General features: G+C 59.7%; 21 protein-coding genes and 1 tRNA gene. 9 read left to right on the top strand and 13 right to left on the bottom strand.

What is annotated here, in order from left to right:
* Window positions 1–116 precede the first annotated feature (116 nt).
* Window positions 117–193: transfer RNA gene (locus E4M07_RS16765), tRNA-Arg, on the top strand.
* Window positions 194–293: 100 nt separating this feature from the next.
* On the opposite strand, the gene E4M07_RS16760 is transcribed toward E4M07_RS16765, so the two are convergent.
* From E4M07_RS16760 to E4M07_RS16750, 3 genes are all read right to left on the bottom strand, one after another.
* Complete coding sequence (locus tag E4M07_RS16760; protein ID WP_348640523.1) at window positions 294–1409, bottom strand: FAD-dependent oxidoreductase; 1116 nt, start codon at window positions 1407–1409, stop codon at window positions 294–296.
* A 35-nt stretch (window positions 1410–1444) separates the two neighbouring features.
* Window positions 1445–3358 carry an acyl-CoA synthetase gene (locus E4M07_RS16755; RefSeq protein WP_136659520.1) on the bottom strand — a complete coding sequence of 638 codons (1914 nt, stop codon included), beginning with the start codon at window positions 3356–3358 and terminating at the stop codon, window positions 1445–1447.
* 87 nt (window positions 3359–3445) lie between these two features.
* Window positions 3446–4120 carry a TetR/AcrR family transcriptional regulator gene (locus E4M07_RS16750; RefSeq protein WP_136659519.1) on the bottom strand — a complete coding sequence of 225 codons (675 nt, stop codon included), beginning with the start codon at window positions 4118–4120 and terminating at the stop codon, window positions 3446–3448.
* A gap of 124 nt (window positions 4121–4244) precedes the next feature.
* Here E4M07_RS16750 and E4M07_RS16745 point away from each other — a divergent pair, with 124 nt between their 5' ends.
* The 7 genes from E4M07_RS16745 (at window position 4245) to E4M07_RS16715 (ending at window position 9455) form a co-directional block, all read left to right on the top strand.
* Window positions 4245–5039: a polysaccharide deacetylase family protein gene (locus tag E4M07_RS16745; protein ID WP_136659518.1), complete on the top strand. Its 795-nt coding sequence runs from the start codon at window positions 4245–4247 to the stop codon at window positions 5037–5039.
* Window positions 5040–5100: 61 nt separating this feature from the next.
* Window positions 5101–5973: a fumarylacetoacetate hydrolase family protein gene (locus tag E4M07_RS16740; protein ID WP_136659517.1), complete on the top strand. Its 873-nt coding sequence runs from the start codon at window positions 5101–5103 to the stop codon at window positions 5971–5973.
* A 10-nt stretch (window positions 5974–5983) separates the two neighbouring features.
* A complete protein-coding gene (locus E4M07_RS16735; RefSeq protein ID WP_136659516.1) occupies window positions 5984–6790 on the top strand; it encodes a VOC family protein in 807 nt (268 codons plus the stop codon).
* Complete coding sequence (locus E4M07_RS16730; RefSeq protein WP_136659515.1) at window positions 6787–7317, top strand: VOC family protein; 531 nt, start codon at window positions 6787–6789, stop codon at window positions 7315–7317. The genes E4M07_RS16735 and E4M07_RS16730 overlap by 4 nt, the downstream gene beginning before the upstream one ends.
* Window positions 7318–7342: 25 nt before the next feature.
* Window positions 7343–7813 carry a PaaI family thioesterase gene (locus E4M07_RS16725; protein ID WP_169054258.1) on the top strand — a complete coding sequence of 157 codons (471 nt, stop codon included), beginning with the start codon at window positions 7343–7345 and terminating at the stop codon, window positions 7811–7813.
* A 165-nt stretch (window positions 7814–7978) separates the two neighbouring features.
* Window positions 7979–8617: a DUF924 family protein gene (locus E4M07_RS16720; RefSeq protein ID WP_136659513.1), complete on the top strand. Its 639-nt coding sequence runs from the start codon at window positions 7979–7981 to the stop codon at window positions 8615–8617.
* Between the two features lie 82 nt (window positions 8618–8699).
* The gene (locus E4M07_RS16715) at window positions 8700–9455 is read left to right on the top strand and encodes a hypothetical protein (protein ID WP_136659512.1); all 756 of its coding nucleotides are present in this window, start codon (window positions 8700–8702) and stop codon (window positions 9453–9455) included.
* Window positions 9456–9582: 127 nt separating this feature from the next.
* On the opposite strand, the gene E4M07_RS16710 is transcribed toward E4M07_RS16715, so the two are convergent.
* From E4M07_RS16710 to E4M07_RS16670, 9 genes are read right to left on the bottom strand one after another with little or no spacing between them, the layout of a single operon-like run.
* Entirely contained in the window at window positions 9583–9999 is a 417-nt protein-coding gene (locus E4M07_RS16710) for a DUF3291 domain-containing protein (RefSeq protein WP_136659511.1), read from the bottom strand.
* A gap of 29 nt (window positions 10000–10028) precedes the next feature.
* Window positions 10029–11288, bottom strand: a complete 1260-nt coding sequence (locus E4M07_RS16705) for a DUF4147 domain-containing protein (RefSeq protein ID WP_136659510.1) — start codon at window positions 11286–11288, stop codon at window positions 10029–10031.
* 22 nt (window positions 11289–11310) lie between these two features.
* Window positions 11311–12288 carry a CoA ester lyase gene (locus E4M07_RS16700; RefSeq protein ID WP_136659509.1) on the bottom strand — a complete coding sequence of 326 codons (978 nt, stop codon included), beginning with the start codon at window positions 12286–12288 and terminating at the stop codon, window positions 11311–11313.
* Between the two features lie 3 nt (window positions 12289–12291).
* Window positions 12292–13602: a serine hydroxymethyltransferase gene (glyA, locus tag E4M07_RS16695; RefSeq protein WP_281404988.1), complete on the bottom strand. Its 1311-nt coding sequence runs from the start codon at window positions 13600–13602 to the stop codon at window positions 12292–12294.
* A 21-nt stretch (window positions 13603–13623) separates the two neighbouring features.
* Window positions 13624–16263, bottom strand: a complete 2640-nt coding sequence (locus tag E4M07_RS16690; protein ID WP_136659507.1) for a phosphoenolpyruvate carboxylase — start codon at window positions 16261–16263, stop codon at window positions 13624–13626.
* Window positions 16263–17234 (bottom strand): D-glycerate dehydrogenase, encoded by a 972-nt coding sequence (locus tag E4M07_RS16685; RefSeq protein ID WP_136659506.1) that lies wholly within the window; start codon window positions 17232–17234, stop codon window positions 16263–16265. Before E4M07_RS16685 ends, E4M07_RS16690 begins: the two co-directional genes overlap by 1 nt.
* Window positions 17234–18124, bottom strand: a complete 891-nt coding sequence (gene sucD / locus E4M07_RS16680; RefSeq protein WP_136659505.1) for a succinate--CoA ligase subunit alpha — start codon at window positions 18122–18124, stop codon at window positions 17234–17236. The genes E4M07_RS16685 and sucD overlap by 1 nt, the downstream gene beginning before the upstream one ends.
* Window positions 18124–19320, bottom strand: a complete 1197-nt coding sequence (locus tag E4M07_RS16675) for a malate--CoA ligase subunit beta (protein ID WP_136659504.1) — start codon at window positions 19318–19320, stop codon at window positions 18124–18126. The genes sucD and E4M07_RS16675 overlap by 1 nt, the downstream gene beginning before the upstream one ends.
* 9 nt (window positions 19321–19329) lie before the next feature.
* Window positions 19330–20574, bottom strand: a complete 1245-nt coding sequence (locus E4M07_RS16670) for an aminotransferase class V-fold PLP-dependent enzyme (RefSeq protein WP_136659503.1) — start codon at window positions 20572–20574, stop codon at window positions 19330–19332.
* Between the two features lie 219 nt (window positions 20575–20793).
* Here E4M07_RS16670 and E4M07_RS16665 point away from each other — a divergent pair, with 219 nt between their 5' ends.
* Complete coding sequence (locus E4M07_RS16665; protein WP_206057296.1) at window positions 20794–21438, top strand: response regulator transcription factor; 645 nt, start codon at window positions 20794–20796, stop codon at window positions 21436–21438.
* Between the two features lie 23 nt (window positions 21439–21461).
* Here the strand turns inward: E4M07_RS16665 and E4M07_RS16660 are convergent, their stop codons facing one another.
* Window positions 21462–21851: a RidA family protein gene (locus E4M07_RS16660; RefSeq protein WP_136659502.1), complete on the bottom strand. Its 390-nt coding sequence runs from the start codon at window positions 21849–21851 to the stop codon at window positions 21462–21464.
* Between the last annotated feature and the right edge of the window lie 10 nt (window positions 21852–21861).

Raw genomic sequence — 21861 nt, 5'->3', positions numbered from 1 at the left:
CGGCGCAAAGATGCACCAGCCGGACCAATCTGAGTTTCCCGGCCGCACGGTAATTTCCATTGCAGTGGCGGCTGACATCGGTTATCCAGCTTGTCGTGTTCGCGCTTCGGCGCCTGGCACCCGTAGCTCAGCTGGATAGAGCGCTGCCCTCCGAAGGCAGAGGTCACACGTTCGAATCGTGTCGGGTGCGCCAATTTTTTCAATGAGTTAGAGATATTTCTGCCAAATTGGCGAGGAAATCATCCTCAATTTGGCGGCGTGGGTTCGGGATATCGCCTACAGGCCTAATGCTCCTATCGGCCGAAGGAATTGTTATACTTGGTCAGGAACAAATCCTTGCCCTTGAACAACCGTGTTAGAAAGTTGCCCACTGTCGCAACTGCAAGGAATGAATTGCCGATATTGGGTCCGAGAGGGATGAGGATCATGGATTTGTTCGCAGCCGTGTAGGGTCTTTGGTTCTCCACTTTCGCTCCTTTGGCCAATGCCAGCAGGGTTTTCGAAAGCCAGGGTTCCTGCCGGTTAATCGCCACAACCGTCATCGGATCACCATTGTCCGCGACATCCCCTACTGCAAAGACATTGGGCAAATCGGACGGACGCATCCACTGATCAACCTTTATCCGGTTGGAGCTGCTCTTTTTTGCGCCTGGAAGTGATTCCAGCAGCTCGGGCCGCGCGCGTGATCCGACAACCGGAAAGATGAGATCCGCGTCAACGTGTTGCCCGTTGTCCAGTGTCAGCGATCCGGCATAAGGCTCCGTCAAGCTTTTCAGGTTCTCTGCCATCGCTCCCAAGATTACATCTACGCCAGCGGCCCTGAGCTTGCTCCCTAATTGATTTCCGAGCTTGTCCGGAAATCCAGGAAAGAGTGTTTTATCCGCCGAGATCAAAGTCACTTTCTTGTCGGGCATGGCGTGCTTTATCTCACCAGCCAATTCGGTCCCCACGGCACCGGCGCCAACAATCGCAATCGTTTTTGCGTTGCGTAGTTTGCGGTTGATCTGAGCGTTGGCAGCTCGCAGCCCATCGATTTCACCATCCTTCGCCTTGAAAGGAGCGGCATAGGCCGAACCTGTTGCGATAACGGTGTAGTCGGCCTCGATCTGCTCACCGTCGTCCATTGTGACCCCGGTTGCATCCACGCTTTGGGCCCGTCCGTGCACAATCCGTCCTTTTTTCAGCAGTTTTTCGTACGGGATGAGTGCCCGGTCCAGCAACGATGGATCAACGGTCGCTCTCACCATGGCGGGCGTATGAACAAAATGAGTATTCTGCTCGATGAGCGTCACATCCGCTTTTTCTTCCAATGACTTGGCCAGTTCCGCACCTGCAAAACCACCGCCAACAATTGCGATTCTCTTTTTCATAGTCTTCGTCCTAAGTTGGGCATCAGTGCCAAGCCGCACGACTGCCTCCGGATGTACGCCATCAGCGCGCGCATCTAGTGAATGTCGACTGGAATAGGCCAGGCAGACACTTCGTCACACAGTTCAGAAACCGGGGATTTGCCACCAAAGCTCAGCGTCGCTGTGATTTGACCATTGCTATTGATGGTGACTTCGTACTCCGCCGTATTGATGTTGTGCGCGGCCAAATGATCGGACAAGGCCTGCTCTACAGCCTTCACCCGGAGAGTAGGTTTGAAAGTCTTGCCGACCGTCGTGAGCGGCATCGCATCCAAAATGTCTATTCTGACCGGTCGCGCAGCCTTTTCGGATATCTGATCACGCAACCAGGTCCCGAGTGTTTCCCTATCGGCATCCGCGCCCTGGCGAAGCTGGACAAATGCGACCGGCAGTTCTCCCGCATAGCTGTCCGGTCGGCCAACGGCTGCGGCCAGCGCTACGTCTGGGTGTGCGGAGAGCGGATCCTCAATTGAGGCCGGATCGATGTTATGGCCGCCGCGTATGATCAGATCCTTCGCGCGCCCGGTCAGCCAAAGAAATCCATCCTCATCGATTTTCCCCAGATCGCCTGTTATCAGCCATCCGTCCCCAGTGAGAACGCCCCGGTTACGACGTTCCTCTGTGTATCCCGGGAAAACGTTTGGGCCCCTTACAACGACAGAACCAACCTCATTCGTTCCGTGAAAGTCGGCAATTTCACCGTCAGCGGACAGCTCCGCAACGGCAACTTCCTGAAACGGCAGAGCGATCCCTACAGACCCAATCTTCGCCTCGCCAAAAACTGGATTCGCCGTGGACACACATCCGCCCTCAGTCAGGCCGTAAGCCTCGACAATGCGCAATCCCAAGGCGTCTTCAACCTTGCGAAAGAGCTCAGGTGAAATGGGCGCCGCGCCGCAGAATCCTGTTTTTAAAGACGAAATATCAGCGCTTCCCCGCGGAATATCCAACAGGGCTGCATAGAGAGTCGGCACACCGGAAATCGCCGTGACATTGTGCCGCTCGATTATCTTCCAGATGTTGGCCATAAACGTCCGGTTTCGGTAACCTTCGGGCGTGGTCAAAAGCACATGGCTGCCGGAGACGAACGCGGCGAGACCCGTCACAATGCTCGCATTGACATGGAAAAGAGGCAGACCGCACAATATCGTGTCTTGGCGTTTGTATCCTGCAAAATTGGAAACGACCCAACCCTGATAGGCCTCGTTCAGGTGGCTGCGCTTCGCAAGTTTCGGCAAGCCTGTCGTGCCCCCCGTGTGGAACAAGCTTGCTATCGTGTCGGGTCCAGTTTCCCGCTCAAAGTTGGGAACCGACGGAGAGTAGTTTCCCGAAACGTGTTCGTACGAAATAACCTCCAGGCCTGAAGGCAGAACCTTGGTCGAGGCTCCCTCCGATACGGCTGCTCCCAAGTAACGAGCCAGATCTACGGTCACCAAACGTTTCACGCATCCGCTCGCCTCTGCAGCGCCACGGACTTTCGCAAAGAGATCGCGCGAGACATGTTCCGCGACGGTTACAGCGGTCTCCGACCCTGCTTCGCGCATAATGTTGGCAATGTAATTCTCTTCCAGAAACGGGTTGATAGGGTTCGCCGCTCCAACGGCTTCCGCACCCCAAATCAGAAAATGCGTCTCGGGCAGGTTCGGCAACACGAGGGACACCGCGGCTGCGGGAGCCGTACTCAGATCGCTAATCAGATTGGCGGCGCGGCGAACCTCTCCGACAAACTCTGAATAGGTCCAGGTGCGCGGTTCTTCATCCACCTCACCGGTCAACAGAAAACTCAGTGCAGGAAGATCCGCAAACTCTCGTTCACAGCGCAGCAAAAGATCCCAGGTTGTTTGGTATTCAAGCTCAGCTTCCAACGGCCGGTTTTCTACGCGTAACACATCCGCTTTGGATGCGATCCTCCAGCCGTTCTGCTGCGTGTCGTCTCCGGTCCAATTCATCTGTGGGCCCTCCTAGGCGCACAATTGGCCAATGCTCATGCGGCTTGGCTACATAAATTGGACTATTTGTTCAATTTGAACAGAATGTCAATACTCAGACGTAAAATTTGCCATCGCAGCCTGACAGCGCTTGTGGATGGACTCACTGACTATTTCCGCGCGACGCTGCTGGGCGCCAAGGGCGACGAGTATCTGGGATACCAATTGCCGTCTTTGCTCCACGCCATACTGTTGATCGAGAACCGCGCGCATTCCAAACATCATGGATCCGAAAATAATGCTTGCGGAAACCGTGTCGTCCATCACCGAAAACAAGCCCTGGTCGCGGCCCAGGTTCAGATCCGCTAGTAGATAACCCATGGTCGTTTCGCCCACGATGTTCGGTGCATTTCGCCACACGGCAACCAGGAGTGCATTCGCCCAGGTCGGGTCTCTATCTGCCCGTTCCAACACTCTGTGCAGGATCCAGGCCAATCTTTCATCAGCGTTTTCAATATCTTGCGATTCTTCAATGATCTGGGCGTTCAAACTGTCCATGAGGTCGTCAGCAATTGCCGATAGCACGCTCGTTTTCGCATCGAAGTAATTGTAGAAAGTTCCGCGGGAGACACCGGCCCTGTCCATGAAGTCTTGTGTGGTGACGGATTCCTCTCCCTTTTCGGCAATCACTTCAATGGCGGCCTGAATGATCGCAGACCTCGTGCGAGCTCGGCGCTCTCGTCCAATTTCCGCTCGTCTGACCAAGTCCACTTCGCGCTGCATCGCCGTATGCCTCCAAGATTCGCCACCACTGTAGCGGTTGTGTTGGAAAAATAAAGTGGGGTTGACAAATAATTCAAATTGAACAATATGTCTAACTCGAGTTCGATATTCGGAGGAGATCCCAATGATGGATCGGAGCGCTGCACGCAAAAAAACTCTGTGCGTGACGTTTGATAATCTCGGTGAGGCAGCGGAGATTGAGTTTGGCTTGCTGCCTCCCGACACACCAGCCGGAGATCATGTTTCCGCAAATGTCATGCCGCGCATCCTCGATATTCTGAGTAGCAACGGCGTTCAGGCGACTTTCTTCTTTGAGGGTTGGAATGCAGGCACCTATCCGAAGGTTCTGGAGAGCGTTGTCGAGGGCGGGCACGAGCTGGCGCTGCATGGTTGGCGCCATGAGAACTGGGCGGACGTTGCGGCCGAAAGAGAAAAGGAACTCCTGGATCGCTCCTTCAAGGCCTTCCGTGATCTGGGATTGAATCCGGTGGGGTTCAGGCCTCCGGGAGGGGGCATCACGCAACAGACCGTGGAATTGCTCGCCGAACAGGGCGCCACCCATATTTCCCCAGCTGCCCACATCGAACTGCCAACCAACACGCTCGCCAACATCCCCTTTGCGTGGAGCGACGTTGACGCATTTTGGTTTGAGCCTTTGATGGCTCCGTTGCGTGAGGCTGTTCTCGGAGGAGGTAAAGGTGCGGTCGGCCCACTGTCGGTTTGGGCCGATAATCTTGCCAAGCATTTAAACCCCGCTGCTCAGCAGGATGAAGTGAAGACGCTCATCTTCCATCCCTACATGTTGGCGTTGGACGAAGATCGGATGCAGCTTTTCGAGCAGTTCATCGCTGACCTCGCCCGTCAGGGCGATGTTGCCACTGCGCGCTGTGCGGATATCGCCGCCTTGCAGCATGCCTGACACGGGCAATCGGTAAATCCGAGCAACAACAATCCATCGATCATCGAAAAGGAAAAAAGCCATGCAACTGGCAAGCTTTCATACAGCGGAAACCTCAAGCTACGGCGTGGTCAAGGCCGATAAAATACTGGACATCGGCGCGGCCAGCAGTGTTCCGACACTTCGTGAAGCACTGGAAAACGGTCTCGATTGGATCGCCGAACAAGCTGAATCTGCCGAAGCGGTGCCTATCAGTGCTGTCGTTTTCGACCCGGTCATTCCCAATCCGTCCAAAGTTATTTGCGTCGGCATCAACACCAAGTCACACTTCGAGGAATCCCGCGATTACACAGGCCTAAAGGAACATCCCGCCAAACCCTGGCTGTTCGTGCGGACGACCGATTCTCTTGTCGGGCATGATCAACCAATCCTGTTACCAAGTGTTTCGGAAGCGCTTGACTACGAGGCGGAGCTTGCCGTGGTCATCGGAAAGCATGCTCGAAACGTCTCCGCAGAAGACGCCATGTCCTATGTCGCCGGCTTCGCGCCATTCAACGATGCGAGCATACGCGACTACCAAATCCACACACCGCAAATCACCGCAGGCAAGATTTTCCCGGCAACCGGCGGGTTCGGTCCCTGGATGACGACGCTTGATGAAGCGCCGGCAATGGAAGACATCAAGCTGGAGCTCGTACTGAACGGGAGCGTGCTCCAGACACTGACCCTTGATGATCTGATCATCCCGATCCCGGACATCATCGCCTATTGCTCCGAGGTGACTGACCTGCGCCCGGGCGACGTGATTGTGACCGGCTCGCCCGAAGGCGTCGGCGCGTTCCACGACCCCTACCTTTGGATGAAGGAAGGCGACCAGGTCGTCGTGCGCGGCGGCCCTCTCGGCAATCTGGAAAACCCGGTGATGCGCGACAGCGGCGCAGCCGGAGGTTCTTGAGGAGGCTATCATGACAGGCAAAGCGCTCAACCTGATAACCGGTATCCACCACCCCAATGTCGGCACAACCGACTATCCAACCGCGCTCAACTTCTTTCACGAAGTCTTCGGCATGCGCATGGTGGCCTGGTACCTCATGCACGGGTCCAAGGACTCCGACCACGCCTTGATCGCCTACGGCGATGAGCGCAATTCGGGGTTTTTCAGCCTCTGCAACAGGCCTGAAATGAACAAGCTGACGCCGGTTCCGGGTCTGACTTCACCCACGGGCCAGTCGGACACGGTTGCGCCAGGCGCGATGCAATCCATCAGCTTTCACGTCGCCTCAGAAGAAGACTTGAACGCGGCACGGGCTCATATCGAGGCTAAAGGATACTCGGTCAGCGATATCGAGGATCGCGGCTATGAGAAGTCGTTCTCGCTGAAGGGCCCGCACGAAATGCTGTTCCGCATTGCTGTCGATGGGGGCGTCAGAACAGGGCAGCGGGACCTGATCGACATGGAGGCGGCGAATGAGCTGGGTCTTTCAGAGGCGGAGGTGCTGGCGGCCATGTCACCCTCGCCGGAGCCGGATGAGTACATCGCAACACCGAACCCCGATTTCTACGACAGCAAATATCGGTTCGGCCTGACGAAGGACACGGCCTTTATCCCGCACTTGCCAATCAATCTTCTCAACTGGTTGATGACGGAGACGATACCGGCCGACCAATCCCGATCGCTCAAGGCAATAGTTTCGAATCTCAAAAAGATGGCGGTCGCCCTGCCGCGCATTCTTCTCCTGAAACTCCAAGGCAAGCTGAGGGTGACGCAATGATCAACATAAACAAAGCACAGAGCGTCTCCCTCGCAACGGGCAACCCGCGCGAAACCATCCGCTTTTACAGCGAGGTCCTTGGGTTTTCGCTCATCGCTATCCAGCGTGAGAAATCCGGCATACGTGTGGTCATGCGGATCGGTGAGGAAAGTGATGAGTCCACCTTCAGCCTGTACTTTGACGAGGCCATCGCCGCGTCAGCGCCGGTTGTAGACGTGTCGGAACCAAGAGACCCGATTGGCGTCATCGCGCCGGGGGCGCTGCAGCATCTTGCATTTACCTGTCCTGATCGCGATGCCCTGGACCGTCTGGTCGCGCGAATAAGGCGCAACGGAATCTGGGTCATAGGCCCACTCGATCACGGCTTCTGCTATTCCGCCTATTGCAAAGGGCCGGAAGGCATAGTTTTCGAGTTTGCCACCGACCACGATCCGACGGTCGATACCTCACCCTGGCTCGACCCGAAAACGGCCCAAAAGCATGGGGTTTCTGTGTCAGAGATGCAACGGCTTAGCAGTTATTCTTGAACGCACACAACATGGGAAATCCAGAATGACCAATTCTTCCCAAGTCACAAATTTTGCGGAAGCCATGAAAGAACTTTCTGGCCTTGAATTTCTTGAACACGCCATGGAGCGCGGGTTTCCGCAGCCCAACATGGCGCGGAACATGAACTTCAAGCTGGCGACGGTTGAGGATGGCAGGGTTGTCTTGGATTGTGTGCCGGATGACTGTCACTTGAACCATCTAGGTGTTGTGCATGGTGGTTGGGCGATGACCGTAGTCGACTCTGCATTGGGTGCGGCCGTTCAGACAAAGTTGCCGGCCGGAAAGGTGTTCACCACGCTTGAAACCAAAGTTAACATGGTGCGCGCCATTCACCCTGGCGCAGATACCTTTCACTGCGAAGCACACGCCGTGCATGTCGGTGGACGGACCGGCACTGCCGAAGCACGCCTGCTGGACAAGCATGGAACAATCTATGCGCACGCAAGCACGACTTGTTTGGTCCTGGACGCTTGAGCGGTCAGGGCTTTTGCTGTTTGGCTATTGCAGGGGCCGGAGGGCATCGCGACATCCGACAGTCGATACCTCGCTGGGCTTTATCCGAACACGGCCCAAAGACATGGGGTCTTTTCACAGGTAATGGGGCGTCATTGCAGGTTCTCCCCGAAGGACACTTGAACAATGGACAATGAAGATTATCGGCCAGAACCGGTCCTGGACCTTTGGTTTCCAAATGAACCCTTCTGGGAGAGCGCGGAGCGATTTTCCGAGTGGATCAAAGTTCGCATGTATGGCGGAATGGACCAGATTATCGCACGCGATTTTGCCGATTTGACGCTTGCCGCCGCACGGAGTGAATTGGACCACTGGACGGAGACGGCGGAGGGAAGGGTGGCGCTTCTCATTGCACTGGACCAGTTTCCGCGATCCCTGTGGCGGGATACGCCGGCGGCCTATGCCCAGGACATCAAGGCGAATCTGCTTATTCTGGAGGGGATCGAAATGGGGCATTTCGCGGCTGTCAAACCCTGGAAAAAGATGTTCTACCTCATCGCGCTCAGTCACTGCGAGGGGCCCGATCATTTGGATCGAATCGCCCTTATGGAAAAACTGACGGAGGTCGTGATTGCGGAGATTCCACCGCAGCTCTCAGAAATCGCTGAACGGTTGCGCGGGCAAAATGCACACGTCCGGTCTGTGATCGAACGCTTTGGGCGGCACCCTCACAGGAATGCGCATCTTGGCAGAGTTTCGAGTGCCGAGGAGGAGATCTACATCGAGAAGGGAGACTTTCCGCATCTCCCGAAGGCAGAGGCCTGATTGTGCGAAGCATTACCTGTTGTCCGGCAGCGGCCAGCGATCTCCCGATGATCATGGCCGTGAAGCTCTTGGAAACCACCTCATGACCGGTGTTGACCTTCCTAAATTTCCTACCCGCCATGGCTACATGAGCGAGAAGATTCAGCAGGCCTATATCACTGCGGCAATCGAGAAGGGGTTGCTGCCGTCAGATGCGCATCGGCTGCCCGAAATCGTCTCGCTGACTGCCCCCAGCGACGTCTCGAAGCCTATTCAGTTTTGGCAGCTCTACTCTGTCCTCGGGCAAGACCCGATTGTCGGCATCGTGCTTCGGTTCTACGAACGGGTCTTTGCGGATGAGCCCTGGTTTACTTCAGTTTTCGAGCGCGTTGGCGGACTTGGCCATCATGTAAGCACCCAGGCGTCGATGTGGATCGATGTGATGGGCGGCGGGCCCTACTATCACGGCGCGGAGTTCCGACTGAGCTTTCATCACATGCACAATGCGATGGCGCTGATGAACGACAATGGGGCGGAGCGGTGGGTTACTCTGATGCGCAATACGCTTGATGCCTCATCTGATTTAATGTCGGCTGATCCCCGCGTCCGAACCAGCATCAACACATTTCTCGCTTACTTCATGACCAAATACGCGGATGAGTTCGCGTTTGAGGATCGGCATATTTTCGGTGAGACAAACGGCCCGCTCAAACGCCGCATCAACTTCATGAAAATGACGACTGAGGCGATAGAAGCCTTGAGCGAACAAGAACTCAGTGATGCGCTGGCGGACCATGGCGTCGACGTTTCACAATATCCGAACAAGCAAGCGATGGTGAGCAAGGCATTGATGATTTGACGATTGCGGCCCCTTTACGGTCGCAGTGAATGTCAATTTGCTCCGTTGCCGTGCGTTGCTGCAAGAGGCGCCACGCGTTCCGTTTGTTTTTCGACGGATCGGACAGATAAAGCGTGGCTCCGTCGCTCTACCACGCGTATGCCTCACCGGAAGCTCCGCCGGTCTTCAGCAATTCCAGGCGGTCGAATGCATCCTTGAAGCTCGGCCGCGCCGTTTCTTCCACCTCCCAGATAACCAGGCGCGGTTCATCGATATCCTCAAACCATTCCGCCCGCCTCTCGAAGAACGAGCCGTGGTCCGGGCCGAATGTGTAATCACGAAGATCTTCGACAGACCGCCAGACCGATACCGTCGCGGAAAAGCGATCGTCATAGCCCAATGCGGCGAGCTGACTGGCGGCTTCCTCATCCGGCATGCGCCAGATAAACCCGGGATGCGCTTCCGCCTTCCGGTAGACGGATTCAAGACTGTCCATGAACTCGGCCAATCGCGGATCGTCCGGTGCATATCTCATCCGGCCCCAGTTCATCTGCGCAATTGTCATCGATGCCTCCCACTGATTTCCAGATTCTCTCACGTCCGCAAAAACACTTGAATGTCGGCGACGTTGGTACCGGTCGAGCCGGTCAGCAAAAGATCATTCGCCGCGGCCAGCGCCGCGTTGCTGTCATTTTTTGCAAGCATCGCTGCCGGATCCCAGCCCGATCCGATAATGCGCGCGCAGGTTTGCGCATCGACAAAACCACCGGCGGCCTCGGTCGGTCCGTCCCGCCCGTCGGTTCCGCCGCTCAGGAAAACCCAGTCCCTGTCTTCGCCGAGTGTGTCGGCCAGCATTGCGATGCGCAGCGCCAGCTCCTGATTTCGCCCGCCGGTTCCGTTGCCGGTGACCTGCACCGTGGTCTCGCCGCCAAAAAGGAGGGCGAGGGGCGTTCCGGTTGGCGCGGTGCGAACCGCCTGCATGATCGTATCGGCGGCAATCGACACGTCACCTGTCAGGCGGTCGGACACGATCCTTGCCTCGAAGTCCTTCCCGGCTTCGCTCCGGGCGGCCATCAGGCTGAGGCGGTTGGACCCGATCAGATGGTTGCCGGCCTCGGGAAAGGAGTTCATTTTCTCTTCGTCTCGCTCCAGGTGAGCGCGCACGGATGCGGGCAGGCCGTTCCAGATACCCGCCTCTTTGCAGGCTTGCCGCGCCTCGGCCCGTGTGCCGATCGGCGAAACGGTCGGGCCGCTGGCGACTGCGCGCAGGTCATCGCCGATCACATCGGAAAGGATATAGGCCGTCACCGCAGCGGGTGCCGCAAGCCTTGGCAGGCCGCCGCCCTTCAGCCTGCTCAGTTGCTGACGGACGAGGTTCATGGCCACAATATCCATCCCGCAGGACAGCAGCAGCCGGTTAACCTCCGCCTTGTCTTCAAGGCTGACGCCGTCCACAGGCGCCGGAACCAGCGCGGAGCCCCCGCCGGAGATGAGTGCAATCACGTGATCCTTGGACGTCGCGGAAGAAAGCAGGCCGATTATGTGCCGGCCCGCCGACAGTCCGTTTTGGTCCGGCACGGGATGTCCGGCCCGGATGACGGTGGCGCCCGGCACCTGCACGTCGTTCTCGTAATTGGTAACGGCAATCGCCTCGCGCTCGCCGGCCACGTGGTCGAGGGCCTCCGAAAGCATGGCGGGCGCGGCCTTGCCGATGGCGATCAATATGGTACGCCCACCGCTTGCCGGCACCGGAAACGGTTGCGATGCCAATCGGTTTCGCAAGGCAAGTGACGGGTTCGCGGCCTCGACCGCCCGGTCGAAGATCGCCCGGGCCCTGCCGCGAAGATCGACCATCTTCCGCACCGCGACGCGCGGATCAGCCGGCGGCGATCTGGCGGGATTTCTCGACCATCACCTCGGCCTGCCGGATGGATGCGTAGTCGATCAGGCGACCGTCCAGCGACACCGCGCCCCTGCCGGCCGCTTCGGCCTCCGCCATGGCTTCCAGGATGCGGTGGGCCTTGGTGACCTCGGCGTCAGACGGGCTCATCACCCCGTTGGCAAGCGCGATCTGGCTGGGGTGGATGGCCCACTTGCCTTCACAGCCCAATACGGCGGCACGCCGGGCGGCCGCACGATAACCGTCGGGGTCCTGGAAATCGCCGAACGGTCCGTCGATCGGGCGCAGACCGTTGGCGCGCGCCGCAACGACCATTCGAGCCAGCGCATAATGCCACATGTCGCCCCAGTGCACGTCGCGGCTGCCGTCGTTGGCGGGATCGGTCAGCACTGAATAGTCGGGATTGACGCCGCCGATGATCGTGGTGCGGGCACGCGTGCTGGCGGCATAATCGGCGACGCCGAAATGCAGGCTTTCGTTGCGCTTCGACGCCGAGGCGATCTCATTCACATTCTGCATGCCGAGCGCGGTCTCGATGATGTGCTCGAAACCGATCCGCTTCTTGTAGCCCTTGGCGTCTTCGATCTGGGTGACCATCATGTCGACTGCATAGACATCGGCCGCGGTTCCCACCTTGGGGATCATGATGAGGTCCAGGCGCTCGCCGGCCTGTTCGACGATATCCACCACGTCCCGGTACATGTAGTGCGTATCGAGGCCGTTGATGCGGATCGACATGGTCTTGCTGCCCCAGTCGACTTCGTTCAGGGCCTGAATGATGTTCCTGCGCGCCTGTTCCTTTTCATCGGGCGCCACCGCATCCTCGAGATCGAGAAAAATGACATCGGCATCGGATTGTGCCGCCTTTTCAAACATTTGCGGTTGGCTGCCCGGAACGGCCAGTTCACTGCGATTAAGGCGCGCGGGCGCCTGCTCGACGGCAAAAAAACTCATGTTTCAGGCTCCTCGGAATTGCGCTTGCTCATAGATCGGGAAGCGCGCGCACAGGTCAGCCACCTTGGCGCGCACACGTGCCTCGACGTCCGCGTTGCCGTCTTCGCCGTTGACGGCCAGGCCGTCGAGCACTTCGACGATCAGATCGGCAATCTCGCGAAATTCCGCCTGGCCGAAGCCGCGGGTCGTGCCCGCGGGGGTGCCCAGGCGGATGCCCGAGGTCACTGTCGGCTTTTCCGGGTCAAACGGGATTCCGTTCTTGTTGGTGGTGATATTGGCGCGGCCGAGAGCCTTGTCCGCGATGTTGCCGGTCACGCCCTTGGGCCGCAGGTCAACCAGCATTACGTGCGTGTCCGTGCCGCCGGTGACGATGTCCAGACCGCCCTTGATCAGCTGGTCGGCCAGTGCGTCGGCATTTGCGCGCACCTGGCGCATGTAATCCTTGAACTCGGGGCGCAGCGCCTCGCCGAAGGCCGCCGCCTTGGCCGCGATCACATGCATCAGCGGGCCGCCCTGGATGCCCGGAAAGATCGCCGAATTGACCTTTTTGGCGATGGTCTCGTCATTGGTCAGGATCATCCCGCCGCGCGGACCGCGCAGGGTTTTGTGGGTGGTGGTGGTCGCCACATGGGCGTGGGGGAATGGCGAAGGGTGCTCGCCGGCGGCGACCAGCCCGGCAAAGTGGGCCATGTCGACGAGCAGGTAGGCGCCGACCATGTCGGCGATCTCGCGCATGCGGGCAAAGTCGATGACGCGCGGAATAGCCGAGCCGCCGGCGATGATTAGCTTCGGGAAGTGCCCCCTCGCCAGCGCTTCGATCTCGTCATAGTCGATCAGGTTGTCTTCGCGGCGCACGCCGTATTGCACGGAATTGAACCACTTGCCCGACTGGTTCGGCGCGGCACCGTGGGTCAGGTGGCCGCCGGAAGCGAGATTCATGCCGAGGATGGTGTCGCCCGGCTGCAGCAGGGCCAGGAACACGCCCTGGTTGGCTTGCGAGCCGGAATTGGGCTGCACATTGGCGAACTCGCAGCCGAACAGCTGCTTGGCGCGGTCGATGGCCAGGTTCTCGGCCACGTCGACATATTTGCAGCCGCCATAGTAGCGCCGGCCGGGATAGCCTTCGGCATATTTGTTGGTCAGAACCGAGCCCTGGGCTTCCATGACGGCTGCGGAAACGATGTTCTCCGATGCGATCAGCTCGATCTCGTCGCGTTGCCGGCCAAGCTCGCCCATGATCGCGGCCTGAAGCTCGGGGTCGCGGCTAGCGAGGGATTCGGTGAAAAAGCCATCGAAACGGTGGTGTGTATTCACGGTACAGGCCTCCTGCATTTGTTAGCCGGTCCAGCCAAGGCCGGCCGATACGGCGTTCATGGATTGCAGGAGCGGCACCGGCACAGCGGTGCCTTGGGCGCCGCCGCGCGATTCGCGCAGCAGCGCCACCTGCAGGGCGTTAATCCGGTCAAGATCGGCGCGTTTGCGGTCAAAGCTTTCGCAAAACCGGGGGAAACGGCGCCCGATCGCCCGCGACTTGGTCAGGAAACGCACGCTGTCGCAGGCCCGTTCGTATTCGGCCTTGATCGCACCGAATATGGTCTCGCGTGTTTTGGGGTCGGCAACCAGTGAGGCGTACTCGCCGGCAATCGCCATGTCCGTCTGGTAAAGCGCCTTTTCGATCTCGTCGACGATGAGTCTGAACAGTCTCGATTCCCGCAGCAGATCTTGCAGGACCTGGTCGCCGCGCGCGCCGCGGAAACGCCGAAAATTGTGGACCGCCGCACCAAAGCCGTACCAGCCGGTGATCAGGTGGCGATTTTGCGACCAGGCGAACACCCACGGGATGGCGCGCAGATCGTCAAGGCTCTGGGCACCGAAGCGGCGGGCAGGGCGTGAACCTATCTTCAGCCGCGCCATTTCCTCGACCGGGCTCGCCTCCTGGAAATAGCTCAGGAAACCCGGCATCTGGAGAAGCGAGACATAGGTCGTCTGAGACAGGCCCGACAGCGCATCCAGCGCATCTTCGAATTCGGGACGGGCAGGCGTATCGCAGGGCTCGGCCGAGTGCCGAAGCGTATGGGCGAGCAAAAGCTCCAGATGCGCCGCGGCCGTACCGCGGTTGGCATATTGCGCCGAGACGACCTCGCCCTGTTCGGTAACACGCAGCCGGCCCGATATCGTTCCTGCGGGCTGCGCCGCTATGGCCCGACCGGCGGGGGCGCCGCCACGACTGACAGACCCGCCGCGGCCGTGGAAAAAGGCTGCGTGAAACCCTTGCGTTTTCAGGGCCGAGGCGATTTTCCGCTGCGCCCGGTCCAGCTCCCAGGTCGAGCAGAAGAAACCGCCATCCTTGCCGCTGTCGGAATAGCCGAGCATGACCTCGATTGTCTGCCCCCTGGTTTTGAGGCTGCGCCGGGCAAGCGGAACGTCAAGCAGGGTCAGAAGGATGGACGGAGCGTTGCGCAGATCGTCGATCGTTTCGAACAGCGGCACGACCGCAAGATCCAGCGTTTCGGCCCCAAAGCCGGCATAACGCGCGAGCAGGTAGACACCGAGAATATCATCGGCGGACCGTGTCATGGACAGGATGAAAGGACCGACGGCCTTCGGATCCGGCTCTGTGCAGATGGAATTCATCAGCGCCAGAAGCTGAAGCAGTTCCCGCCCCTGATCCGTCAGCCCGGCCGGGTCGAGGCGTTGCAAATCAGGGTCAGCGAGTTCCCGGCGCAGGCGCGCCGACCACGCGCTCGTCCCGTAGATCGGTGCCGCGCCCGGCTGTTTTTCCCAGATCTCCGAGAGGACGGCGGTCGTGACCGTCGAATTCTGGCGGATATCCAGCGTCGCGGTCCGGAAACCGAATACCGACGCGGACCTGCGCAGCCGGCGGATATAACGCCGTGCCAGGGGTTCGGCATCCACGGCACACAGCGCCGCGTCCAGCGTGTCGAGGTCGGAGAGGAACTGACCGATATGCACATAGGACCCGTTTTGCAAACGGTCCCCGATCGCCGACGCGGCCTGCCGGAAGAGCTCGTTGGGATTGCGGCCGGTCTGGGGGCCGCCTTCTATCAAGGCCTGCACCTGCGACCGGTGGGGCTCCGGAAGCGACAGAATCTGATCGCTTATGCTGAGCCGGCCGGCGGCCTTGGCAAGCGAATTTTGATAAAGCTCGAGCGCAAGTTCACGGCCACGCCGTATCGCCTGGGCGGTAATTTCCGTCGTGACATTCGGATTGCCGTCACGATCTCCGCCGATCCAGCTGTGAAGGCGGATTTCCGGTGTGGTATCGGCGGCTTCGCCAAAGGCCTGTTTTGTCGCCTGGTCGAAGCGTTCCAAAACCTGCGGCACCGCTTCGAAAATGCTGTCGCGGAAAAACTGGAAGCCCCACTCGATCTCGTCGTTCAAACTGGGACGCGTCAAGCGAAGCTCGCCGGTAAGCCAAAGCAGGTCGATTTCCGCTTCGATGTCGTGCAGCAGCTCGGCTCTTTCGGTCGGGGTCCATCGTTGGGACTCGAGGCTGACGAGACAACGGTAAATCCGGCGGTGAATCTCCAGCACGGTTACACGCTTGGCTTCCGTCGGGTGCGCGGTCAGGGTCGGGCCGACAGAAAGGGCACCGGCGACGTCCCGAAAACGTTCGGCGGTGATCGCGTTGGAGGACAGGGCTTCGGCGAAGCCGCCCTCGACGGCTTCCGGTCCCCGAATGGTTTCGGTCATGCGCCTGTCGCGAACGGCCGCGTTTTCTTCGATGATACGCTGCAGTTGAAACCAGATGGACAGTGCCTGAAGGTAGGGCGTGGCCTCTTTTCCCAAGGGGATGGCGGTCGGGGAGGGGGCATCGGCCCAGGATGCAACATGCGGGGCGCGCTTGAGCAGGATATTGCGCCACAGAATGCGCAGTTCCGCCCACAGGCCGTCGGCATAGGCTGTCCGGTCTTCTGCTATCGAACGCAGATCATCCTGAACCGCAACGTGCATCAGATCACACGATCCCGCGGATCGCGCCCCTCGAAGAAGTCACCCAGGTTGTCGAGAACACGGAATCCCATGGCCTCTCTTGCCTCCCGGGTTGCGCTGCCCAGGTGCGGCAGCATCACCACGTTGTCGCATTGCATGAGGTCGGGGTTGATGCGCGGCTCGCCGTCAAAGACATCCAGTGCCGCGCCGCCAATTGTTTCGAACATCAGCGCCTGGATCAGTGCGCGTTCGTCGACAACCTCTCCGCGCGCCGTGTTAATCAGGAAGGCGCCGGGCTTCATCAGATCCAGCCGGGCCGCGTTGATGAGGTGCCGGTTCCCGTCGCCGCCGGGACAGTGCAGGGAAACGAAATCGCATTGCGGCAAAAGCTCTTCGACACTGTCGACCTGAGTCGCGTTGCAATGCGCCAGGATGGACGGATCGACGCGGCTGCGGTTTTGCACGATGATTGTCATGCCGAAACCGTGATGCGCGCGGCGGGCCATTTCCTGACCGATGCGGCCGTAACCGATGATGCCGAGGGTCTTGCCGCTGACCTTGGTTCCTACCAGATGCGTCGGACGCCAGCCGGTCCAGCCGCCGGCGCGAAGCTCGCGCTCGCCTTCGCCGGCGCGGCGGGCGGCCATCAGAAGCAGCGTCATGGCCAGATCCGCGGTGCATTCGGACAGGACGTCAGGGGTGTTGGTCACGGTCAGTCCCAGGCTGCGCGCGGTCTGCTCGCAGATGTGGCTGTAGCCGACACCGTAGTTGGCAAGGATCCTCGTCCTGGTGGCGGGCACGTCCAGGGCCTCGGCGTTCAACCGGTCGGTCACGGTGGGCAACACCGCATCGTAGGTCTTGAGTGCCTGCCGGAACTCCGCCGGCGAAAGCGGCTTGTCGCCCGTATTGAGCACCGCATCGTAATTTTCCGCCAGTCGGGCCTCGACGGCCGCCGGCCAGCGGCGCGTTACCATTACCGAAGGCCTGGCCATCACGCAGCCTCTTTCATGACCTGGGCGATCGTGTCGCCGATAACGGCAGGGTTCTCGGCCACCGTCACACCGACCGCGGAGAGGATTTCGACCTTTTCCGACGCGCTCTCGCCGAAGGCGGAGATAATCGCGCCGGCATGACCCATCGTGCGGCCCTTCGGGGCGGTCATTCCGGCCACATAGGCCACCACGGGCTTGGTGACATGGTCGCGGATATACTCGGCGGCCTCGGCTTCCTGAGGGCCGCCGATCTCGCCGATCATGGCGATCGTGTGGGTCTCATCGTCCTGCTCGAAGCGCTCGAGAATGTCCTTGAAGGACGACCCGTTGATGGGGTCGCCGCCTATGCCGACGCTTGTGGAAACGCCGATGCCGTGCTCCTTGAGCTGTGCCGCAGCTTCGTAGCCAAGCGTGCCGGAGCGGCCGATGATGCCCACATGGCCCGGCAGATAGATATGACCGGGCATGATTCCCAAAAGTGCCTTTCCGGGGCTGATCGTGCCGGCGCAGTTCGGCCCCGTCAGGACCATGCGCCTGTCGCGCGGATAGCGGTACATGTATCGCTTCACGCGGATCATGTCCTGAGCGGGGATGCCGTCGGTAATGCACACGCAGTAGCGAATGCCGCCGTCTGCCGCCTCCATGATCGAATCCGCGGCAAAGGGCGGCGGCACGAAAACCAGGCTTGCGTCCGCGCCGGTTGCCTCGACGGCCTGTTTCACCGTGTCGAAAACCGGCACGCCTTCAACGGATTCGCCGCCCTTGCCGGGCACCACGCCACCGACGACGTTGGTGCCGTATTGCAGCATGTCCTTGGTGTGGAAACGGGCCATGCGCCCGGTGATCCCCTGAACGATGACACGGGAGTCACGATCTAGAAGAATGCTCATTACACTGCCCTTATTTTGGTGCCCTGGGTAAGATCGTTCTGCCAGGCGGCAACGGCGCGCTCGGCGGCCTCCATCAGCGTCGTCGCGCGGATGATGGGCAATCCGGATTTGGCGAGGATTTTCTGTCCTTCCTCGACATTGGTGCCGGCCAGCCGGACCACGACGGGAATGTCGATCTGAAGCTCCTTCAGCGCATGCACGACCCCTTCGGCCACCCAGTCGCAGCGGTTGATGCCGGCAAAAATGTTGACCAGAACCGCCTGCACGTTGCTGTCCGAAAGAACCAGACGGAACGCCTTGGCCACCCGTTCCGGGGACGCGCCTCCACCGATGTCGAGGAAGTTCGCGGGCTCGCCTCCGGCGAGCTTGATCGTGTCCATCGTTGCCATTGCCAGACCGGCGCCGTTGACGATGCAGCCGATATTTCCATCCAGCCCGACATAGGACAGGCCACGGTCGGCGGCGCGGCTTTCACGCGGATCTTCCTGCGACTTGTCGCGCAGCTCGCTGATCTGCGGATGGCGAAACAGCGCGTTGTCGTCGAAGCTCATCTTGGCGTCCAGGGCCAGCACCCTGTTGTCGCCGGTAATGACGAGCGGGTTGATCTCGACCATGGTCGCATCGAAATCGCGGAAGGCGCGATAACAGCCATGCAACGTGCGCGCCATGTTCGGAATCAGCGCCGGATCAATCCCCAGGCTGAAGGCGATCTCACGCGCCTGAAACTCCTGCAGGCCGACCGCCGGTTCAACGGTCGAGCGGACGATGCTGTCCGGTCGTTCGGCCGAGATCTCCTCGATCTCCATGCCGCCCTCGGAGGAAGCGACGATCATCACACGCTGGCTGGACCGGTCCAGAACGAAACCCAGATAGATTTCACGATCGATCTGCACCGTGGATTCGACGTAAACACGGTAGATGCCCTTGCCTTCCGGGCCTGTCTGATGGGTGACCAGCTTGCGCCCGAACATGGCGTCGCAAGCCTCGTAGATCGCGTCCTGGGAGTGGCACAGCTTGACGCCGCCCGCCTTGCCGCGGCCACCGGCATGGACCTGGGCCTTGACGATCCAGCTGTCGCCCCCCAGTTCCCGGGCGCGATAGGCCGCCTGTTCGGGGCTGTACGCCAATGCGCCCGTCGGCACCTCGACGCCGAAATTCGAGAGGATTTCCTTGGCTTGGTATTCGTGGATATCCATGGGTCCCTCCTATTGCGCCGCGACAGCCGGCGCATAGTGCTGGTCGAGGATCGCGTCGACCGCGGCCTGGTCCACATCCGCACCCAGTGCCCGCATCGCATCGGCGAAGCGCCCGACGATTTCCCAGATGGCCGAGGGGCGCAGCTGGTTCAGTATGCCGATGCGGATCTGTACGGGTGCCGACAGGGTGGGCCAGATGCCGAAGCCTTCGGCGCGGCAGTTCTGCACCAGTTCCATCTCGCGACCGGCCAGGTCGTCCGGCAGGTTCAGAACGACGAGGCTGGTCATGTTCGACGTCACCTTGCAGCCCATCGCCGTGACCGCGTCACGCAAGGCAGCTTCGTGCATCCGGTAGGATTCGGCGCGGTTGGCACGCCCTTCCTGAAGGGTCAGGCGCAGCGATTCATGGAACGCGGCAACCGCATAGCCGGAATGGGTTCGGTGATAGGAGCCCTTTTCGACGTCGGCCCCGTCGACGATGCCCCAGTGGCGCGCCTCGAAAATCGGATTGTGCACGTAGGTGTAGGCCCCGGTCGCCTTGAGGGAGTGGACGTACTCCTCGCGAAAGCTGACGGGGGCGTAGGTCAGGGGAAGGCAGCACAGTCCCTTTTGCGGGCAGGACGCCCATCCGGCGATGCCCGGATAATCGTCGATCGAGAAATCCGCGACGCCGAGGGACGAGACGGCATCGACCAGCCCCATGACGCCGTGGCGTTCGCAGGCATCCGAGAAGCCGCGGATATCGTTGACACGGCCCGACCCTGTCTCCCAGTGTGCCATGAAGGCCCATTTCGGCTTGTGCTCGGCCAATGCGGCGTCGACCGTTTCGGCGGACACCGACTGGCCGTGCGGCACCTCGATCACGGTAACGCTCGCTGCCTGCGGGTTCAGGGAATCGGCAGCCAGTTCGGCCTGGGTCGCGGCCTTGATCCTGAGCGTGAGTGAATCGATGCCGGAGAAGGTGCCGTTCGAGAAGGCGACAACCTTGTCACCCGGCATAACCGCGGAGAACATTGCGTCCAGACCGCTCCAGCCGGTGCCTGCGACGGCAAAGGTGTAGGTGTTCTGGGTGCCCCAGATGTCGCGCAGCATGTGCTTGCATTCGATCATCCCCCTCAGGACGTCAGCCTGCATGTGATCGGCCACGCCTGCACCGGCGAAGGCTTGAAGGACGCGCGCATCGGTGTTGCCGGGGCCGGGGCCCGCAGCAAGCGTCTCAGGGATCTCGAGCCGGGGAAAGATCTGAATTGTCATCAGTCGATGTCCTCCACTTAGGGACCGTTCGGCCCCGTTTGTCATCGTGACATCCAGAAAAACCCAGGCTTGCCCGGTGACACAACGTAAGTTACTACTGCCTTTGGGTATCTAATTGGGGAGTGAATTACCTACCAATTTAGGTAGTATATTCACATTATAGCTTTTAAAGACCCGCACATATGGGTAGGTTTTTGGAAAATACTGGCGTGAAAACAAATGGTTGAGAATCCCGGGACACCGATCAACATCATGCTCGCAGACAGCAATCCGCTGGTCCTTTCGGCCATGTCCGAGATATTCGAGCGGGATCCGCGCTTCTCTCTGGTGGCCACGTCCGCAACCGCCGAGGGCTTTCTCGGCATCGTGATGCGGGTGCCTGTACAGGTTGGTGTGATTGACTGGAACCTGCCGGTCCTGGGCGCGGCAAAGCTGATCGAGGTGCTGCGCGAACACGAAAACGCGCCTCGTTTTGTGGTCTATGGCGAAGCCACGGGAGACTTTCCGAGACTCGCGATGCAGGCCGGAGCGGCTGGTTTCGCCCCACGGTCCGGCGAGGTCGAGGGATTGCTGGAAACCTGCGCCGACGTGGCTGCCGGAAAGATGGTGTTTCCGTTTGTCGACGTTCGCCAGATGCAGCAGGACCCGATTTACAGCCTGTCGCGCAAGGAACGCGCCATATTGGAGGCCTTGTCCAACGGCCTGTCCAACCGCGAACTGTCGAAATCGCTGCAGATCTCGACCAACACGGTGAAGTTCCACCTTTCGAACATCTACGAAAAGCTGTCCGTCAAAAACCGGGCGCAGGCAATTGTCTACTACTATTCCTCACAGCTCTCGGGCGAGAAGGGCGCAGACCGGTGAGGCAGGTGGTTGGTGCCGCCGACTTAGCCTGTAGGTTTGTATGCGATCACGTCGATCTCGACCTTGGCGTCCACCATCAACTGTGAACGCACGGTGGATCGCGCCGGACCGCCGTTGGGAAAAAACTCGGCGTAGACTTTGTTGAAGGTCCAAAAGTCGCGAGGATCGTCCAGCCAGCAATTGGCTTTTACCACTTCATCAAGGGTGCAGCCTGCTGTCTTCAGGACATTTCGCACATTTTCCAACGTGCGACGTGTTTGCGCCTCAATTCCGCCGGGTTCGACTTCACCGCGTTCATTCATGGCAATCTGTCCCGAGACATAGACAAAGTCGCCCGCCCGGACGGCCGGGGAAAACGGCAGCGGTTGGCCTCCGGCGCCAGTGCGATCGTTGCCAATGCGTTCAATGGTCATCCTGGTATCC

This window comes from Nitratireductor sp. XY-223 (genome assembly GCF_004959855.1).
In the GTDB taxonomy this organism is placed as follows: Bacteria; Pseudomonadota; Alphaproteobacteria; order Rhizobiales; family Rhizobiaceae; genus Hoeflea_A.
The sequence above is the reverse complement of the archived record's forward strand: the minus strand, read 5'-3'. Positions and strand labels throughout refer to the sequence as shown.

Excerpts from the sequence above, each read along its gene's own strand:
- E4M07_RS16740 (WP_136659517.1), top strand. The coding sequence starts at position 5,101 with ATGCAACTGGCAAGCTTTCATACAGCGGAAACCTCAAGCTACGGCGTG.
- E4M07_RS16735 (WP_136659516.1), top strand. The coding sequence starts at position 5,984 with ATGACAGGCAAAGCGCTCAACCTGATAACCGGTATCCACCACCCCAAT.
- E4M07_RS16745 (WP_136659518.1), top strand. The coding sequence starts at position 4,245 with ATGATGGATCGGAGCGCTGCACGCAAAAAAACTCTGTGCGTGACGTTT.
- E4M07_RS16750 (WP_136659519.1), bottom strand. The coding sequence starts at position 4,120 with ATGCAGCGCGAAGTGGACTTGGTCAGACGAGCGGAAATTGGACGAGAG.
- E4M07_RS16710 (WP_136659511.1), bottom strand. The coding sequence starts at position 9,999 with ATGACAATTGCGCAGATGAACTGGGGCCGGATGAGATATGCACCGGAC.
- E4M07_RS16690 (WP_136659507.1), bottom strand. The coding sequence starts at position 16,263 with ATGCACGTTGCGGTTCAGGATGATCTGCGTTCGATAGCAGAAGACCGG.
- E4M07_RS16665 (WP_206057296.1), top strand. The coding sequence starts at position 20,794 with ATGGTTGAGAATCCCGGGACACCGATCAACATCATGCTCGCAGACAGC.
- sucD (WP_136659505.1), bottom strand. The coding sequence starts at position 18,124 with ATGAGCATTCTTCTAGATCGTGACTCCCGTGTCATCGTTCAGGGGATC.
- E4M07_RS16730 (WP_136659515.1), top strand. The coding sequence starts at position 6,787 with ATGATCAACATAAACAAAGCACAGAGCGTCTCCCTCGCAACGGGCAAC.
- E4M07_RS16720 (WP_136659513.1), top strand. The coding sequence starts at position 7,979 with ATGGACAATGAAGATTATCGGCCAGAACCGGTCCTGGACCTTTGGTTT.
- E4M07_RS16755 (WP_136659520.1), bottom strand. The coding sequence starts at position 3,358 with ATGAATTGGACCGGAGACGACACGCAGCAGAACGGCTGGAGGATCGCA.
- E4M07_RS16705 (WP_136659510.1), bottom strand. The coding sequence starts at position 11,288 with ATGGTCGATCTTCGCGGCAGGGCCCGGGCGATCTTCGACCGGGCGGTC.
- E4M07_RS16660 (WP_136659502.1), bottom strand. The coding sequence starts at position 21,851 with ATGACCATTGAACGCATTGGCAACGATCGCACTGGCGCCGGAGGCCAA.
- E4M07_RS16700 (WP_136659509.1), bottom strand. The coding sequence starts at position 12,288 with ATGAGTTTTTTTGCCGTCGAGCAGGCGCCCGCGCGCCTTAATCGCAGT.
- E4M07_RS16675 (WP_136659504.1), bottom strand. The coding sequence starts at position 19,320 with ATGGATATCCACGAATACCAAGCCAAGGAAATCCTCTCGAATTTCGGC.
- E4M07_RS16670 (WP_136659503.1), bottom strand. The coding sequence starts at position 20,574 with ATGACAATTCAGATCTTTCCCCGGCTCGAGATCCCTGAGACGCTTGCT.
- E4M07_RS16715 (WP_136659512.1), top strand. The coding sequence starts at position 8,700 with ATGACCGGTGTTGACCTTCCTAAATTTCCTACCCGCCATGGCTACATG.
- E4M07_RS16685 (WP_136659506.1), bottom strand. The coding sequence starts at position 17,234 with ATGGCCAGGCCTTCGGTAATGGTAACGCGCCGCTGGCCGGCGGCCGTC.
- E4M07_RS16725 (WP_169054258.1), top strand. The coding sequence starts at position 7,343 with ATGACCAATTCTTCCCAAGTCACAAATTTTGCGGAAGCCATGAAAGAA.